The organism is Tissierella creatinophila DSM 6911 (assembly GCF_001940565.1).
Lineage (GTDB): Bacteria > Bacillota > Clostridia > Tissierellales > Tissierellaceae > Tissierella_A > Tissierella_A creatinophila.
The window spans coordinates 50,933-66,002 of the sequence record NZ_LTDM01000011.1 but is presented as its reverse complement, the minus strand read 5'-3'; the positions used below and the strand labels follow the sequence as shown (position 1 = coordinate 66,002).

Annotated in this window: 18 protein-coding genes; 12 read left to right on the top strand and 6 right to left on the bottom strand. The window is 30.1% G+C overall.

The window, feature by feature from the left end:
• The first annotated feature begins 133 nt into the window (after positions 1-133).
• The 8 genes from TICRE_RS04005 (at position 134) to TICRE_RS03975 (ending at position 6,216) form a co-directional block, all read left to right on the top strand.
• Entirely contained in the window at positions 134-1,423 is a 1,290-nt protein-coding gene (locus TICRE_RS04005; protein WP_075725391.1) for an L-cysteine desulfidase family protein, read from the top strand.
• A 14-nt stretch (positions 1,424-1,437) separates the two neighbouring features.
• Complete coding sequence (locus TICRE_RS04000; protein ID WP_075725389.1) at positions 1,438-2,634, top strand: dicarboxylate/amino acid:cation symporter; 1,197 nt, start codon at positions 1,438-1,440, stop codon at positions 2,632-2,634.
• 166 nt (positions 2,635-2,800) lie between these two features.
• Complete coding sequence (locus tag TICRE_RS03995) at positions 2,801-3,094, top strand: hypothetical protein (RefSeq protein ID WP_075725387.1); 294 nt, start codon at positions 2,801-2,803, stop codon at positions 3,092-3,094.
• A 10-nt stretch (positions 3,095-3,104) separates the two neighbouring features.
• Positions 3,105-3,266 (top strand): hypothetical protein, encoded by a 162-nt coding sequence (locus TICRE_RS13165; protein WP_158016420.1) that lies wholly within the window; start codon positions 3,105-3,107, stop codon positions 3,264-3,266.
• A gap of 61 nt (positions 3,267-3,327) precedes the next feature.
• Positions 3,328-4,134 (top strand): pyrroline-5-carboxylate reductase, encoded by an 807-nt coding sequence (gene proC, locus TICRE_RS03990; RefSeq protein WP_075725385.1) that lies wholly within the window; start codon positions 3,328-3,330, stop codon positions 4,132-4,134.
• A gap of 153 nt (positions 4,135-4,287) precedes the next feature.
• On the top strand, positions 4,288-4,632 hold the full coding sequence (locus TICRE_RS03985; protein ID WP_075725384.1) for a GntR family transcriptional regulator: 345 nt from the start codon (positions 4,288-4,290) through the stop codon (positions 4,630-4,632).
• A gap of 19 nt (positions 4,633-4,651) precedes the next feature.
• A complete protein-coding gene (locus TICRE_RS03980) occupies positions 4,652-5,347 on the top strand; it encodes an ABC transporter ATP-binding protein (protein ID WP_075725383.1) in 696 nt (231 codons plus the stop codon).
• A gap of 11 nt (positions 5,348-5,358) precedes the next feature.
• On the top strand, positions 5,359-6,216 hold the full coding sequence (locus TICRE_RS03975; RefSeq protein ID WP_075725381.1) for a hypothetical protein: 858 nt from the start codon (positions 5,359-5,361) through the stop codon (positions 6,214-6,216).
• Positions 6,217-6,336: 120 nt separating this feature from the next.
• Here the strand turns inward: TICRE_RS03975 and TICRE_RS03970 are convergent, their stop codons facing one another.
• Positions 6,337-6,810, bottom strand: coding sequence for a superoxide dismutase family protein (locus TICRE_RS03970; protein WP_075725373.1), 474 nt, complete (start codon positions 6,808-6,810; stop codon positions 6,337-6,339).
• A 123-nt stretch (positions 6,811-6,933) separates the two neighbouring features.
• Here TICRE_RS03970 and TICRE_RS03965 point away from each other — a divergent pair, with 123 nt between their 5' ends.
• On the top strand, positions 6,934-8,118 hold the full coding sequence (locus tag TICRE_RS03965; RefSeq protein WP_075725371.1) for a MalY/PatB family protein: 1,185 nt from the start codon (positions 6,934-6,936) through the stop codon (positions 8,116-8,118).
• A 59-nt stretch (positions 8,119-8,177) separates the two neighbouring features.
• Complete coding sequence (locus TICRE_RS03960; RefSeq protein WP_075725368.1) at positions 8,178-9,404, top strand: M48 family metallopeptidase; 1,227 nt, start codon at positions 8,178-8,180, stop codon at positions 9,402-9,404.
• Positions 9,405-9,424: 20 nt separating this feature from the next.
• On the opposite strand, the gene TICRE_RS13385 is transcribed toward TICRE_RS03960, so the two are convergent.
• Both TICRE_RS13385 and TICRE_RS03950 read right to left on the bottom strand, forming a co-directional pair.
• Positions 9,425-9,703 (bottom strand): CDIF630_02480 family spore surface protein, encoded by a 279-nt coding sequence (locus TICRE_RS13385; RefSeq protein WP_075725366.1) that lies wholly within the window; start codon positions 9,701-9,703, stop codon positions 9,425-9,427.
• A gap of 75 nt (positions 9,704-9,778) precedes the next feature.
• Positions 9,779-10,681, bottom strand: coding sequence for a VanW family protein (locus tag TICRE_RS03950; protein ID WP_075725364.1), 903 nt, complete (start codon positions 10,679-10,681; stop codon positions 9,779-9,781).
• A gap of 219 nt (positions 10,682-10,900) precedes the next feature.
• Between TICRE_RS03950 and TICRE_RS03945 the strand changes: the two genes are divergently transcribed.
• Positions 10,901-11,494 (top strand): HD domain-containing protein, encoded by a 594-nt coding sequence (locus tag TICRE_RS03945; protein WP_075725362.1) that lies wholly within the window; start codon positions 10,901-10,903, stop codon positions 11,492-11,494.
• A gap of 76 nt (positions 11,495-11,570) precedes the next feature.
• Positions 11,571-12,272 (top strand): hypothetical protein, encoded by a 702-nt coding sequence (locus tag TICRE_RS03940; protein WP_084191811.1) that lies wholly within the window; start codon positions 11,571-11,573, stop codon positions 12,270-12,272.
• 46 nt (positions 12,273-12,318) lie between these two features.
• On the opposite strand, the gene TICRE_RS03935 is transcribed toward TICRE_RS03940, so the two are convergent.
• From TICRE_RS03935 to TICRE_RS03925, 3 genes are read right to left on the bottom strand one after another with little or no spacing between them, the layout of a single operon-like run.
• Entirely contained in the window at positions 12,319-13,086 is a 768-nt protein-coding gene (locus tag TICRE_RS03935; protein ID WP_075725360.1) for an ABC transporter ATP-binding protein, read from the bottom strand.
• Entirely contained in the window at positions 13,079-13,963 is an 885-nt protein-coding gene (locus TICRE_RS03930; RefSeq protein ID WP_075725358.1) for an ABC transporter permease, read from the bottom strand. Before TICRE_RS03930 ends, TICRE_RS03935 begins: the two co-directional genes overlap by 8 nt.
• Positions 13,964-13,983: 20 nt before the next feature.
• Positions 13,984-14,997: an ABC transporter substrate-binding protein gene (locus tag TICRE_RS03925; RefSeq protein ID WP_075725356.1), complete on the bottom strand. Its 1,014-nt coding sequence runs from the start codon at positions 14,995-14,997 to the stop codon at positions 13,984-13,986.
• Positions 14,998-15,070 lie beyond the last annotated feature (73 nt).

Genomic DNA, 15,070 nt, shown 5'->3' with positions numbered 1-15,070 from the left:
TATATTTTTTACCTAAGAGATTAAAACTCATAAAATAGACATTTTAAAAGATAAAATAAATATCGAATTTGTCTTTTCTTGGCATGAAACTTGCAGTTAATAATGGTGAGTTATAAAGAAAGGATGAATTTCTATGGAAAAGATATTTAGTTATAATGAAAGTCTATTAAAATCACTTATAAACGGAGTAAAGCCAGCCCTGGGCTGCACAGAGCCTGTAGCAGTTGGACTTGCTACTTCTAAAGCTTTTGAAATGGTTAAAGGAGAAGTTAAACATATAGATGTAAAGGTAAGCCCTAATATATATAAAAATGGTATGGGAGTAGGTATACCTGGAACAAAAGAAATAGGACTTGTATTTGCAGCAGCTCTTGGGATAACATGTGGTGATCCTGATCTTGGTCTTCAAGTTTTTAAAGGAGTAGATAAAGAAACTACAATCTCAGCTCAAAAATTAGTAGATTTAAACCTTGTAGATGTAGTATTAGAACAAGAAAAAGGAAACTTTTTTATAGAGGCTACAGTTGAAACAATTGAAGGAAAAGGAAAATGCGTTATAAAAGATACTCACACAAATATTGTATATGTAGAAGCAAATGGAGAAGTTTTATTTAATAAACAAGAAGGACAAAAAACTGTAAATACAAATGAATATCTAAAAGATATAACTCTAGAGGATATAAGAGACTTTGTAGAGACAGTTTCATTTTCTAAGATAAAGTTTTTATTAGAAGGGGTAAAATTAAACATGGATATTGCTAAAGTAGGGCTTGAAGAAAAATCAGGACCAGGACTTGGAGCAGCTATGAATTTACTTATGGAGGAGGGGGTGATGCAAAAGGATGTCATCAATCGTGCTAGGGTTCTAACCTCCGCTGCATGTGATGCAAGAATGGCAGGAATAAATATGCCTGTTATGAGTAGTGCAGGTAGTGGAAACCATGGTATTACAGCTATTATTCCACCTACTGTTATGTGTGAACATATGGGCTGTGATGATGAAAAGTTAGCTAGGGTTCTAGCTTTTAGTCATTTAACTACAGCTTATATTAAGATATTTACAGGAGGACTCTCTCCAGTATGTGGATGCGCTGTAGCAGCAGGAATAGGAGCATCAGCTTCAATTACTTGGTTACTTGGAGGAACGATTAAACAAATTGGTGGAGCTATTAAAAACATGGTAGGAACTCTTACAGGAATGGTATGTGATGGTGCTAAAGGTGGATGTGCATTTAAACTATCTACTGCTTCTTCAGAAGCGATTATTCAAGCAAAGCTTGCAATGGCAGATGTAGTTATTGGAGATATTGATGGAATAATTAGTCCTGAAGCTGAGATGACTATTCAAAACTTAGGAAGATTTTGTATTGAAGGAATGAAATCAGTTGACCACGAAATTATAGACATAATGCTAACGCATTAAAAGGAGAGAGAGAATTGGCAAAAATTAGAGAAAATTTAATAGTATTACTTATATTAGCAGTTATAGTTGGTATGGGTATTGGGTTAGTAGCAAACGAAAGCTTTATTGGAATTATAATGACTTTAAAACATATTATCGGGCAATTTATATTTTTCTGCGTTCCATTAATAATAATAGGATTTATTACCCCTTCTATTACTGGACTAAAATCAGATGCTAGTAAAATGCTGGGAACTGTATTAATAATTGCTTATATTTCATCAGTTGGAGCAGCAACATTCTCTGCAATTGCAGGTTATATAATTATACCTGGATTAAATATTATTTCAGATCCAGCTGGACTTAAAGAATTACCTAAGTTAATATTAGAGCTTAATATACCACAAATTATGCCAGTTATGTCGGCTCTAGTATTTTCAATTGTTATGGGACTTACTATTATTTGGACTAAATCAAAGACAATGGAAAGCCTATTTATAGAGTTTAACAATATTATGATGGCTGTTGTTAAAAAGATGATAATACCTATATTACCACTATTTATAGCTACAACTTTTGCAGGACTTGCTTACGAAGGTGGTATTACTAAACAACTTCCAGTATTTATAAGTGTTATACTTATAGTGATTGTAGGGCATTTTATTTGGCTTGCAGTACTTTATGGAATTGCTGGTGCTATTTCTAAAAAGAATCCAAAAGATGTATTTAAATACTATGGACCAGCTTATTTAACAGCAGTAGGAACTATGTCTTCAGCGGCGACTCTTCCAGTAGCTTTAGACTGCGCTAAAAAATCACCAATTTTAGATGAGGAAATAGTAGACTTTAGTATTCCAATTTGCTCTACAATACATCTTTGTGGATCAGTACTTACTGAAGTATTCTTTGTAATGACAGTATCACAAGTTCTTTATGGTACACTTCCATCTGTATTAAATATGATTACTTTTGTTATTCTTTTAGGTATTTTTGCAATAGGAGCACCAGGAGTACCTGGAGGAACTGTAATGGCTTCCCTTGGACTTATAACTGGAGTATTAGGGTTTGACAGTTCAGGAGTAGCTCTAATGCTTACTATATTTGCTCTTCAAGATAGCTTTGGAACAGCTTGCAATATAGTAGGAGATGGTGCTGTAACACTTATGTTAACAGGCCTATATGGAAAAGAAAAAGCTGAAAAAGTAAAAGCTAAGAAAACTATAAAAGCATAAAAAGAAGAACAACTATGAAATTTCATAGTTGTTCTTCTTTTGTTTCTTTACATTTCCACGATTTTATAATGTTTGTATTTAAAGAAATATAAATTTTAAATAGATTTCATAAATTGGCAAATATAAACATATCCTCATAATAGAAGATAAAAGGAGGAGGGTATGTATGTTTAAGGATTTTATGAATGCGGATATATTGACTACTTTTGGGGGGCTTGTTACAGCTGTAATAATTATTGTACAGTTTACAAAGCCTTTTATTAAAAAGAAGTTTAAAGATTCAATTATAAGAATTTATACATTTATAATTGCTTTAATCTTAACGCTTATATTTCATAAAGATGGATTTAGTCCTTCTGGAATAGTTTTATCTATAATAAATGCTATTATGATAACTGTTGCAAGTATGGGAGGATATGAAGTTTTATCAGACCCTATGGCTAAAGCTATTAAAAAATAGGGGGGATTTCATGAAGCATATAGCTTTTATAAGTGAACACGATGGATCAGGCCTAAAAGCAAAAGTAGAACAATGGATAAAAGAGAATAAAGAAAAAGTAAAAGAGATAGTAAATATAGAATATGCAGAAAATGCAAACGTATACTATGCTACTATAACTTATTTAGATTAAGGAGGGGAACCTCCTTTTTTTATGTTTAAAATGGTATAATATATAAAAAAGGAGGCAATTTATGGATAAGAAAATAGGATTTATAGGATGCGGAAATATGGCAAAGGCAATGATAAATGGGATGCTGGGATCTAATTTGGTAGATAGGGAAAATATAATTGTATCTGCAAAAAGTTCTGAAACTTTAGAAAGAATAAAAAAAGAGTTAGGTGTTTTAACTACTTTAGAAAACAAGAAAATTGCTAGAGAAGTAGATATTTTAATATTAGCTGTAAAGCCTTATCTATACGAAGATGTATTAAGGGAAATAAAAGAAGATATAAAAGAGGAAGTTATAGTTGTATCTATTGGAGCAGGAATAAGTTTAGACTTTTTAAAGAAAAACTTAAAAGATGGAAGTAAATTTATTAAAACTATGCCAAATACTCCCGCACTTGTAGGTGAAGGGATGAGTGCTATAACACTTGGAGAAAATTTATTAGAACAAGAAATAGAAGATGTACTAGATATATTTAAAAGCTTTGGTAAAGTAGAAATAATAGATGAAAAGCTTATGGATGGTTTTACCGCCATTTGTGGATCTTCTCCTGCCTATATATTTATGTTAATTGAAGCTATGGCAGATGCAGGAGTGAGAGAGGGCATACCAAGACAGATGGCATATAATATGTCAGCACAAGCGGTTCTAGGCTCTGCTAAGATGGTATTAGAGAGGGACGAACATCCAGGACGATTAAAAGATAATGTATGCTCACCAGGAGGCACTACAATAGAAGCAGTTATTAGTTTAGAAAAAGGTGGTTTTAGAGCCTCTATAATGCAAGCTGTAAGAGAGTGTGCTATAAAAAGCAAGTCTATGAAAAAATAGACTACTAAAAATAAATCTCTTTATAGGATATGCTCCTATTGTATAAGTAGGAGTTTTTTATTTTTAAAATAAATTTATAAGTCCTCTTGACAATCCTGATATGCTAGTGTACTATATAATTAATACACAGATACGATAATTGGAGGTGAAAAGATGAACTTTAAGGACAATTTGCCCATATATATACAAATAATGAATTATATTAAAAAAGAAATGGTCATTAGGAAGATAAAAGAAGGAGACAAACTTCCTTCAGTAAGGGAACTTTCAACCACTTTAACAGTAAATCCAAATACTATCCAAAGAGCATATACAGAACTTGAAAGAGAAGGTCTTGTTTTTACTCAAAGAGGAATGGGTACATTTGCAACAGAGGATATAGAAAAGATAGAATCACTTAAAAAGGATATGGCTAAATCACTCGTTGATAATTTTTTAATAGATATGCAATCACTTAATTTTTCTAAAGAAGAAATAAAAAAGTTAATAGACTTATAAAGTAAAGGAGGAGTAGAGTATGGAAGATATAATAAAAATCAAAGGAATAACAAAGACTTATAGAAATAAAAGAGCGCTAGATAGTTTAAGTTTAAATATTAAAAAAGGTGGAGTAATAGGTATCCTTGGCCCAAATGGTAGTGGTAAGACAACTCTTATAAAGATACTTACAGGGCTTTTAAGACCAAATAAAGGAGAAGTTCTTATAGATGGCAAAACACCGGGTACTTATACAAAATCGATAGTATCATATTTACCAGATAGAAATTTTTTATATGAATGGATGAATATAGAAGATGCAATAGGATTTTTTAAGGATTTTTATGAAGACTTTGATGAAGATAAAGCGATTAATTTATTAGAATTTATGGGATTAAACAAAGGTATGAAGATAAAAGAGCTGTCAAAAGGAATGCATGAAAAATTAAATTTGAGTTTGGTCTTATCTAGAAATGCTAAAGTTTATATATTAGATGAGCCAATAGCAGGAGTAGATCCTGTAGCAAGAGATCAAATCTTAGATGCAATAGTTAAAAATTATAATGAAGAAAGTACTATGATTATAACAACTCACCTAGTGCGTGACATGGAAAACTTATTCGATGATGTAGCATTTTTAAGGGGTGGTACTATAGAACTAATTGGTAATGCAGAAACTTTGAGAGAAGAAAAAGGAATGCAAATAGATGATTTATATAAAGAAATCTTTGGATAGGAGGGGAAAATATGAAGAAGTTTATGAAATATGAAATAAAGGGAACATATAAATTTATACTTGGAATACTTTTAGTAATCCTATTAGCATCAAGTGTAATTCAGTATAATATATTCACGGAAATAAGGAATTTTGAGTACAATCAAATAAATGAATCTATGAACTTTTTAAGATTTATGTTTGTGTTGTCTATATTTATTATATTTGGAGCTTTTATAACAGCATTTTTCTATATAGTAGGTTCATTTAAAAAAGAACTATATGAAGATAGGGGATATTTAACTTTTACACTTCCTCTTAGCGGAAACCAGATTTTAGGAAGTAAACTTTTAGTAGCGTTAATGTGGAATATATTTTTAGGAATATCTACCGCTTTATATAATATAGTACTTTCTTTAATATTATTTAAAGGCGAGGTAAAGATTATATTTGAAGAGTTTATAAAAATAGTAAATATAGGTTTTGTAACTGCAGGAATTACTGGTATAGTATCTGCACTTCTAACACTTATACTAATCTATTTTTCAATATCATTAAGTAAAGTTAGCATAAGAAACAAAAAAATAGGTGGGATGTGGTTTATTATATTCCTAATAATAAGTGGTATCACAAGTTATATATCAAGTAAAATAGGACTTGCGCTTCCGTACTATTTAGACTTAAATACTTTTAAAATAACTGCTTTAGATACTTTTCCAGGGATGATGAATACAGGAATGATGGAGTTTTCCATGGGTATGGGTAGTCCAATGGTAGATGGAATGTATCCTGCTTATTTAAATATAGCAAGTTTTATAACTGAAATCCTATTTGGAATAGCTTTCTTTATGGGAACAGGATATTTAATAGAAGAAAGAGTAGAACTATAAAGATGACTTATCATTATATAAGGGATTATAATGGTTATTTCATTAAATAAAAATAAATAAAATAAACCGATGAACATATTGCATTTGATATAGTCATCGGTTTATTTTATTTTCTAGAACTTATATATCTTTTATGACTCCACAACCTATCCTCTTACCCGAATCTCCTGCGGGCTGAGTTCTATAATCATCTGGGTTTAGGTGGATTATAACTGACCTACCTATTATATCTTTTACCTTAAACCTATCTGTAAAAAAGCTCATCCTAGAATATCCATTGTTTGAAAATAGTACTGGAAAATCCCCTGCATGATTTCCATGAGGTTGATTGTCTGGGTTATAGTGACCTCCAGCAGAGGTAAATGGATTTTGTGGATCTTTTATTTCACAAACACCTAATTCATGAATATGAAATCCAAGAGGACCTATTGGATCTTTTTCATCAGTTCCAGGCTCATATAAAGGTAATCCCCATACTTCTACAAAAACTTCAGTTCCTTCTTCTACAGCATAAAAATATAAATTACCACATAGATGAGGAGCGTATTTACTACCCATCATACGTGCATGCGCTCTGTTTATCATTTTGGACATCAAAAAAACCTCCTTTTTAATAGAATATGCTTTGAAAATCAAATTGACTCAATATTTTATTATCGTTGACACTAGGATAAAAATATTAGACAATAGGATTATAGAAAACAAGGAGGAAAATATATGTCATATAATTTTGATAAAATAGTGAATCGAAAAGATACAGATTCCACGAAATGGAACAATTTAAAAGATAATTATGGAAGTGAAGATCTTCTGCCTATGTGGATTGCAGATATGGACTTCCAATCACCTACAGATGTAATAGATGCATTGAAGAAACGTGTAGAACATGGAGTATTTGGTTATCCTTATATAGGGACAAACGTTTATGATTCTATAATAAACTGGGTAAGGAAAAGATACCATTGGGATATAAAAAAAGAATGGATTATCTTTACACCTGGAGTAATTGTAGGCTTAAATATTGGTATAAAAGAGATAGGAGAAAAGGGTGACAATGTAGTAGTTCAAACTCCAGTTTATCCACCATTTTTTAGAGTAGTAGAAAATTATGGAAGAGAATTAAAAGTAAATCCTATAAAATTTGATAGCGGAAAGTTTGTAATGGATTTTGAAGATTTAGAAGAGAAGATAGATGATAAAACAAAAGTTATGATGCTTTGTAATCCTCATAACCCTGTAGGAAGAGCATGGACAAAAGAAGAATTAAATCGTTTAGGAGAAATTTGCATTAAAAATGATTTAACAATAATCTCAGATGAAATACACGCAGATTTAACTTTGAGAGGAACAAAGCATATTCCTATAGCATCTATTTCAGAAGAACTTTCAAATAGAACTATAACGCTTATCTCTCCAAGTAAAACATTTAATATAGCTGGATTATTTACTTCTATAGCAATAGTTCCAAATAAAGAGCTTAGAGAAAGATTTACAAAATCTCTAGAGCAAATGGAGATAGGGCATGTATCAATTTTTGGAAGCGTAGGACTCGAAGCAGCTTATAGTAAGGGTGAAGAGTGGTTAAATGAAGCACTTTTATATATAGAAGACAATATAGATTTTGTGATAGAATATATAAAGAAAAATATTCCAGAGATAAAAGTAGTAAAGCCTGAAGCTACTTATTTATTATGGCTTGATTTTAGAGGTTTAAATAAGACAGCTGATGAGGTAAACGAAGCTCTACTAAATGTAGGTAAAATAATATTAAATGATGGTAGACCATATGGAGAAGGTGGAGAAGGATACTTTAGATTAAATGTGGGATGTGCTAGAAGTATAGTGGAAGATGGTTTGGATAGAATAAAAAAGTCAGTAGAGAGTTTAAAAGTAAAGGCATAATTATTAAAAGAAAATAATAGGGATATAATAAAGTTAGATTTAAATAGGAGGATTAATATATGGATATTAGACTCAAAAAGACGATAATTATATTTTTTGTTTTACTATTAATTTTTATATCCCTGATGATTTTTAGTGAATATAGAAATATAGAAAACCTAAGAGAAGAAGAGGGAGTAAATGAATCAGCCCTGGAACTTAGAAAAGAGAGCCTAAAGGTATGGGGAGTTAGGCTATTGTTAAATTTTTTAATTCCATTACTATTTTTAACTACTAAGTTCTCTCAAAAGATAAGTAGCTTTGTATCTAAAGGAAGAGGCTCTATAGTTTCTGGTATATTATATGGATTAATATTTTTCTTTATAGTTTTTTTAATAAACTTACCATTAAATTTTTATTCATCATATTATCTAAATCATAAATATGGATTATCAAATCAAAGTATATGGAGATGGTTAGAATTAAACATAAAGTCATTTTTAACAAGTGATCTTTTAACAGCTCTATTTTTATGGGTTCCATATGGTATTATATCTAGGGGATCTAGAACTTGGTGGATAAAATTAAGTTTGCTCGTGATACCTGTTATTATCTTTATGGTATTTATATCTCCTTTAGTTATAGATCCTATATTTAATAAATATACTTCTATAGCAGATGAAGACTTGGGTAAAGAGATTACTACGCTTTTAGATAGAGCTGGTATAAAAGATGCAAAGATATATAAAGTAGATAAAAGTAAGGATACAAAGACAATGAATGCTTATATGACAGGAATATCTAGTTCTAAAAGAATAGTTCTTTGGGATACCACCATAGAAAAATTAAATGAAAAAGAAATCTTAAGTGTCACTTCTCATGAAATAGGCCACTATATAAATGGACACATTTGGAAAAATATTCTTCTTTCTATATTGGGTACGTTTATACTATTTTTCTTAGTTTATATAGGTAGTGAATGGATGCTTTATTATTCCTATGGTAGTTTTGGATTTAAGACTTTATCTAATTATGCATCACTGCCACTACTAATACTTTTATTAAATGTATTTTTATTTTTTGGAGATCCTCTATCCAATTATATATCTAGAAAGATGGAAGTTGAAGCAGATATCGTAGAGATAACCCTTACCGGAGATAGAGAGTCGGCAGTTTCGGCTATGGAAAAACTTTCTAAGAATAATTTAGGAGTTAAAAGAACATCAAAATTATATGAAATATTTTATCTTACACATCCAAGTTTAGAAGATAGAATAGAATTTTATAAAACTTATCCTATAGATTAAAAAAATAGTCCTTTAAAGGACTATTTTCTATTTTCATCATCTACCCAATCTTTAGCTTCTACAACTGAATCTTTTGTTGGAATTGCTACTTTAGAATCTGATAATTTACATTCTGTTTTATAGTATACATCTGTTGCAGTATCTTCTCTTTTAGGACTCATATGCTCTTTATATGTTCCATCTAGAGGTATATCTTTTGGGTCAAAAGGTCCTTCTTTGTATTTTCCTTCATCAGGTATACAATTCATATCGAGCTTATCATCTTTTACATTTTCTTTTTTTACTTTTTTATCATCCATTTAAATACCTCCTCTATTAGTGCTATTAGTATCTATACCCATTAATAAAAACATAATGCATAGATTTTTTTATACTTAGTTTGTTTCTATGATAAATGGAAGTGCATTATATCTACTTATACCCATATTCTTTACTGATATATCGCCGTTTAAATATTCTATAGTGATAGTACTCTTTACAGTGGCACCCTCTAAGCCTTTAATTTTTTCAATCATTTCACCTTTTTTTAAAGATTCATTTTTAATATACTTTTTACCTGGTTCTCTTCTTTCTGTTATTATATGATCCCAAGTAACTTTTGGAGGATTTTTAGTTCCATAAAAACCCATATATAGTTTATTTCCTATAAGCTCTGACCAAATTAAAATATTTCCATCCGTAGTATTTTTAAATCTAAAGTCTTTACTTCCGTAAAAAACTGTTGCATCTTGACCATAGGGAACATAGTTTATAGGCATTGAATGATTATATCTTTCTACTATTTCTAAATTTGAAAGTACAGCTAGATTATATAGAGTAGTAGCTATTTTACAAACTCCTCCTCCTTCTGACATTACAATTTTTCCTGCACTGTAAGAAGATCCTTCTTTAAAACCTCTTTCTTTAGTATAAGGTCCTATAGTTTTATTTTGAGAAAATACATCTCCTGGTTTTATTACTTTTTCTTTTACCATAGATGCTGCATGTTTTACATTTGCTTCTTCCCCAGGTAATGGATTCTTTAAAACTGCCACATAAGCTGCCATTAATATAGGAGTATTATATTTTTCTTTGGAATATAAAAACTTACTATCATTTCTCCAAGGAAGATTTGTAACTTCAGATGATACATCAGGATTGTCATAATTTTTATCTATTTTATTTAATAAAATTTGGAGTTCACTATTTTTTACATCTTTATAATAAATAGAAGATGCATAGGAAATGTTAATAGTTAATAAACTAAAAACTAAAATAAGGCAAAAAAGTTTTTTCATTAAACTCTTCCTTTCTAACTAATATATTAGTATTTTTTCTCTAGATCTAAATTTTTATACATCTATTAAAGCGTATATAATCCATATAGAGGAAGGGTTGGATTATTTTAATGGATTATTGGATTGTTTTTTAAGATAAGTCTAGAGAATTATATTCTTTAAAAATTATCTAAATACATATATAATGAAATTAGTATTATTGATGAAAGGAATGATTTTTTGGTTGATGAAAATTTATTAAAAGATATAGAATTTGTAGTAGAATTAGATAGGATGAAAACTATATTAAGACAAACAAGCATTATAGGAGAAGAAAGAAGAGAAGATGATGCCCAGCATTCTTGGCATATATCTATTATGGCTATGATTCTTTCAGAATACAGCAATAAAAAGATAGACGTCTTTAAAACTATAAAGATGCTTTTAATTCATGATTTAGTAGAACTTCATGCAGGAGATACATTTTGTTTTGATAAAGAAGCAAACAAGGGTAAAAGAGAAAGAGAAGAAGAGGCAATAGAATCTATATCTAAGAGCTTAAGCAATGGTAAAGGAGTAGAAATAAAAACTCTTTGGACTGAATTTGAAGATATGGATACAGATGAAGCAATATTTGCAGCATCTATGGATAGACTTCAGCCGATGCTAAACAATTATAATAATGAAGGGGGTACTTGGAAAAAGTTTAATATATCTAAAAAAGATATATATAAGAGAATAGAACCAGTAAAGTATTCTTCAGACAAGCTTTGGGATTTTGCAAAATTCATGATAGAAGATGCTCATAAAAAAGGTCTTATAACTAAAGAATAAAAAAGAATAGAAATAAACTCTAGAGGTATAAAGTTTTAAAATAAGGGTATAAATCTATACAAGAGAGGTGTTATTCGTGAAAAATAAAGGAATTTTAATAGTATTGTTAGTTTTAACTATTACTCTTTTTATATCAGCTTGTACTCCTAAAAATGCTCCAAGTGATAATGATAATAGTAATAAAGAGCTAGAGAAAGAGCTAAGAGAAAAGGACAATAAAATATCAGAACTTGAGCAGAAAATAAAAGAATTAGAAGAAGATGAAGAAATAGAGGGAGATGATCATCTACTCACTACTTTAGTAAAAGTATTAGAATCATTGCAAAAAGAAGATATGGAAGAGTTAAAAGACTATATCCATCCTGAAAAAGGTGTTAGATTTACTCCGTATCCATATGTAGATTTAGAAAAAAATATAGTCTTAAAAAGAGATGAGATTGTAGATGTATTTAATGATTCTAAAACTTATATTTGGGGAAGTTATGATGGGAAAGGTAATCCTATAGAACTTAGCTTTAAGGATTATTATAAAGAGTTTGTATATGATAAAGATTTTTTAAATCCTCAAATTATAGGAAATAACTATATTGTTTCAAGTGGAAATAGTTTAGATAATGTAAAAGAAGCATATCCAGATAGTAAATTTGCTGAATTATATTTTAAAGGCTTTGAAGAACAATATGAGGGGATTGACTGGGAAAGTTTAAAACTTGTATTTGAAAAGCAGGAAGGCAAATGGTATTTAGTAGGAGTAATTCATGGACAATGGACTGTATAGATAAAAAATGTTATGGAACAAATTGTTCCATAACATTTTTTATAGTTTAAGATGCTATGTCTCTAGAGATTCTCATTCTATATATTTCCATAAGTTCAGCTTCAGTTATATCTTTACTATCTTTATCAAGTATAACTTTTCCCTTATCTAGCATGACAATTCTATCTGAATAATCTATAGCATCTTTCATATTGTGAGATATCATTATAGTTGTAATATTATGTCTCTCAATTACTTCTTTTGTCTTTTCCATTACTACGAAAGATGTCTTAGGGTCAAGAGCTGCAGTGTGTTCGTCTAAAAGAAGTAAATCAGGAAGTTTCATAGTTGCCATTACAAGAGAGAGGGACTGTCTTTGACCACCAGAAAGATATTTGACTTGAGTATTTAACTGGTTTTCAAGCCCTAAGTCGAGTTCTTTTAAAAGTTTTATATATTCAGGTATCCTATTTTTTTTCACAAGTCTTTTAAGTGTAAAACGTTCACTTTTTTTATCTGCTAAACTCATATTTTCAAGTATTGTAAGAGAAGGGGAGACACCCATAGAAGGGTTTTGATAAACTCTACCTATATGAACAGATCTTTTTTCTTCTGTTAATCGGCCTATATTTTTATCCTCTAGCATGATTTCCCCATCATCTAAAATTATACTTCCAGCAATCATATTTAACAGAGTACTTTTTCCACATCCATTTGAACCGATTATAGCAGTACATTTATTTTTTTGTATCTCTAAATTAAAATTTTTAAACAGCTGTATTTCATGATCAGTTTCTTTATTAAATGATTTTGATAGATTGTTTATTTTAAGCATTCATCTCGCCCCTTTCTTTCTTAAATAGATTTTTAAAGAATCTTTTTATCTTTGATGAATTATTATTGTAAAAAATAAAAGATATTACTATAAGCGCGTTTACTGCTTTTAAATCATGATTGTTTAGTCCTAAATCTATTGCGATTCCACCTATAATCTTATAAACCATAGCACCAAATATTGCTCTTGTAGTATTTTTAATTTTATTAGAGCTTTTCTTTACAGTATCTCCTATGATTATGGAGGCAAGTGCTATAACTATTATACCGCTTCCCATAGTCATATCTGCAAAACCTTGATATTGTGCCATAAGAGCACCAGATAGAGCTACTAATCCATTTGCAAGCATAAGACCTATTATTTTATATTTATTACTATTTTGACCGAGGGATCTTACTAAAGCTTCATTGTCTCCTGTAGCTATTAGAAGATAGCCTGACTCTGTCTTTAAAAATAAATCCATTAGCACTTTTATAACTATTACTATAATAAATAAGAGTAAGAGTTTGTTTACATTATCAAAGATGGAAGGAAAATCAAATAATCCAATATTAGCTTTCCCGTTAGTTCTTAAATTTACTGAATAGAGAATAGTCATAGTTAAAATCCCTGCAAGTATTGGTTTTATCTTAAGCTTTATAAAAAGCGTAGCAGTTAAAAGTCCTGCAAGAGTTCCAAGTACAAATGCTAATAGAGAACTTGTAATGGGATCCATTCCACTGCTTATAAATTTTGCAAATATAAATGCTCCAAATGGAAATGTTCCTTCTACTGAAAGGTCTGCTATATCCAGTATCTTGTAAGTCAATAATACTCCTAGGGCAAGGATTCCAAATATAAGACCTTGCTCTAGAGATGTGATTATAAGTGAATTCATTTATTTTTTACCTCCAATTACTACTTTTCAAATTTTGTTGCATCTTTAAATGCTGTATTTCCTTGATCAAGATTAAGTTTTTTCATTGTTTCTTCATTAAATACTTTAGATGTATTTTGAGCTTTTTCAACGGCTATATCAGATGGTTTATCTCCATCTATCAAAATACTCTTAGCCATGCTAGCTGTTTGTTTTCCAAGTTCATAGTAGCTAAGTCCATCAGTTATAAGGATTCCTCCACCAACATGAGAGTCTTCAGCACCAACTGTGATCATATTATTTGCTATAGCCTTCTCTGAGATAATGTTTATTGCAGAAGCTACCATATTATCAGTTATAGTGTAGATTGCATCTACTTTTTTAACCATTGAATCCATGGTTTGAGGGATTTCATTAATATTGGAAATACCCATAGAAACTATCTCAAGACCAAACTTGGGAGCTAATTTTTTTGCTATTTCTATTTGAATTTCTGAATTTGGTTCACTTGTATTAAATATAATTCCTACCTTTTTAATAGAAGGGTCAAGATCATTAAATATCTTAAGCTGCTTATCAATTGGACTTTCATCTGAAGTACCAGTTATATTTCCACCAGGTTTTTCAAAAGAATCTAAAATCCCCGCAGCCACTGGATCTGTAACTGCACTAAAAAGTATTGGAATCTCTGATGTAACCTGTTTTGCAGACTGAACTGCAGGAGTTGCTATTGCATATATAAGATCTACTTTATCATTTGCAAACTTTTGTGAGATAGTAGTAGCAGTTGGTATATCACCTTGAGCATTTTTAAAATCTATCTTAGCATTTACTCCAAGTTCTTTAAGTCCGTCTTCAAATCCACGTCTTGCATCATCAAGAGCAGGGTGTTCTGCAAGTTGACTGATACCAATTTTAAACTCCTTGTCACTTGTTTTATCTTCTCCATTACCAGAAACTTGACCATCTTTACCATCTTTTTTTGCACATCCGGACAAAAGGGTTGCTCCTATCATTAAACCTAATAACATTTTACTAATTCTTTTTTTAATCATTTTCTTATCCCCCTAAAATATAATTTTATCCAGCTGAGCTAGATAAGTGATAGCTTATATTAGAAAAGTTCAT

Coding starts and splice junctions, on each gene's coding strand:
- TICRE_RS04005 (WP_075725391.1), top strand. CDS start 134: ATGGAAAAGATATTTAGTTATAATGAAAGTCTATTAAAATCACTTATA.
- TICRE_RS03995 (WP_075725387.1), top strand. CDS start 2,801: ATGTTTAAGGATTTTATGAATGCGGATATATTGACTACTTTTGGGGGG.
- TICRE_RS13165 (WP_158016420.1), top strand. CDS start 3,105: ATGAAGCATATAGCTTTTATAAGTGAACACGATGGATCAGGCCTAAAA.
- proC (WP_075725385.1), top strand. CDS start 3,328: ATGGATAAGAAAATAGGATTTATAGGATGCGGAAATATGGCAAAGGCA.
- TICRE_RS03985 (WP_075725384.1), top strand. CDS start 4,288: ATGAACTTTAAGGACAATTTGCCCATATATATACAAATAATGAATTAT.
- TICRE_RS03980 (WP_075725383.1), top strand. CDS start 4,652: ATGGAAGATATAATAAAAATCAAAGGAATAACAAAGACTTATAGAAAT.
- TICRE_RS03975 (WP_075725381.1), top strand. CDS start 5,359: ATGAAGAAGTTTATGAAATATGAAATAAAGGGAACATATAAATTTATA.
- TICRE_RS03970 (WP_075725373.1), bottom strand. CDS start 6,810: ATGTCCAAAATGATAAACAGAGCGCATGCACGTATGATGGGTAGTAAA.
- TICRE_RS03965 (WP_075725371.1), top strand. CDS start 6,934: ATGTCATATAATTTTGATAAAATAGTGAATCGAAAAGATACAGATTCC.
- TICRE_RS03960 (WP_075725368.1), top strand. CDS start 8,178: ATGGATATTAGACTCAAAAAGACGATAATTATATTTTTTGTTTTACTA.
- TICRE_RS13385 (WP_075725366.1), bottom strand. CDS start 9,703: ATGGATGATAAAAAAGTAAAAAAAGAAAATGTAAAAGATGATAAGCTC.
- TICRE_RS03950 (WP_075725364.1), bottom strand. CDS start 10,681: ATGAAAAAACTTTTTTGCCTTATTTTAGTTTTTAGTTTATTAACTATT.
- TICRE_RS03935 (WP_075725360.1), bottom strand. CDS start 13,086: ATGCTTAAAATAAACAATCTATCAAAATCATTTAATAAAGAAACTGAT.
- TICRE_RS03930 (WP_075725358.1), bottom strand. CDS start 13,963: ATGAATTCACTTATAATCACATCTCTAGAGCAAGGTCTTATATTTGGA.
- TICRE_RS03925 (WP_075725356.1), bottom strand. CDS start 14,997: ATGATTAAAAAAAGAATTAGTAAAATGTTATTAGGTTTAATGATAGGA.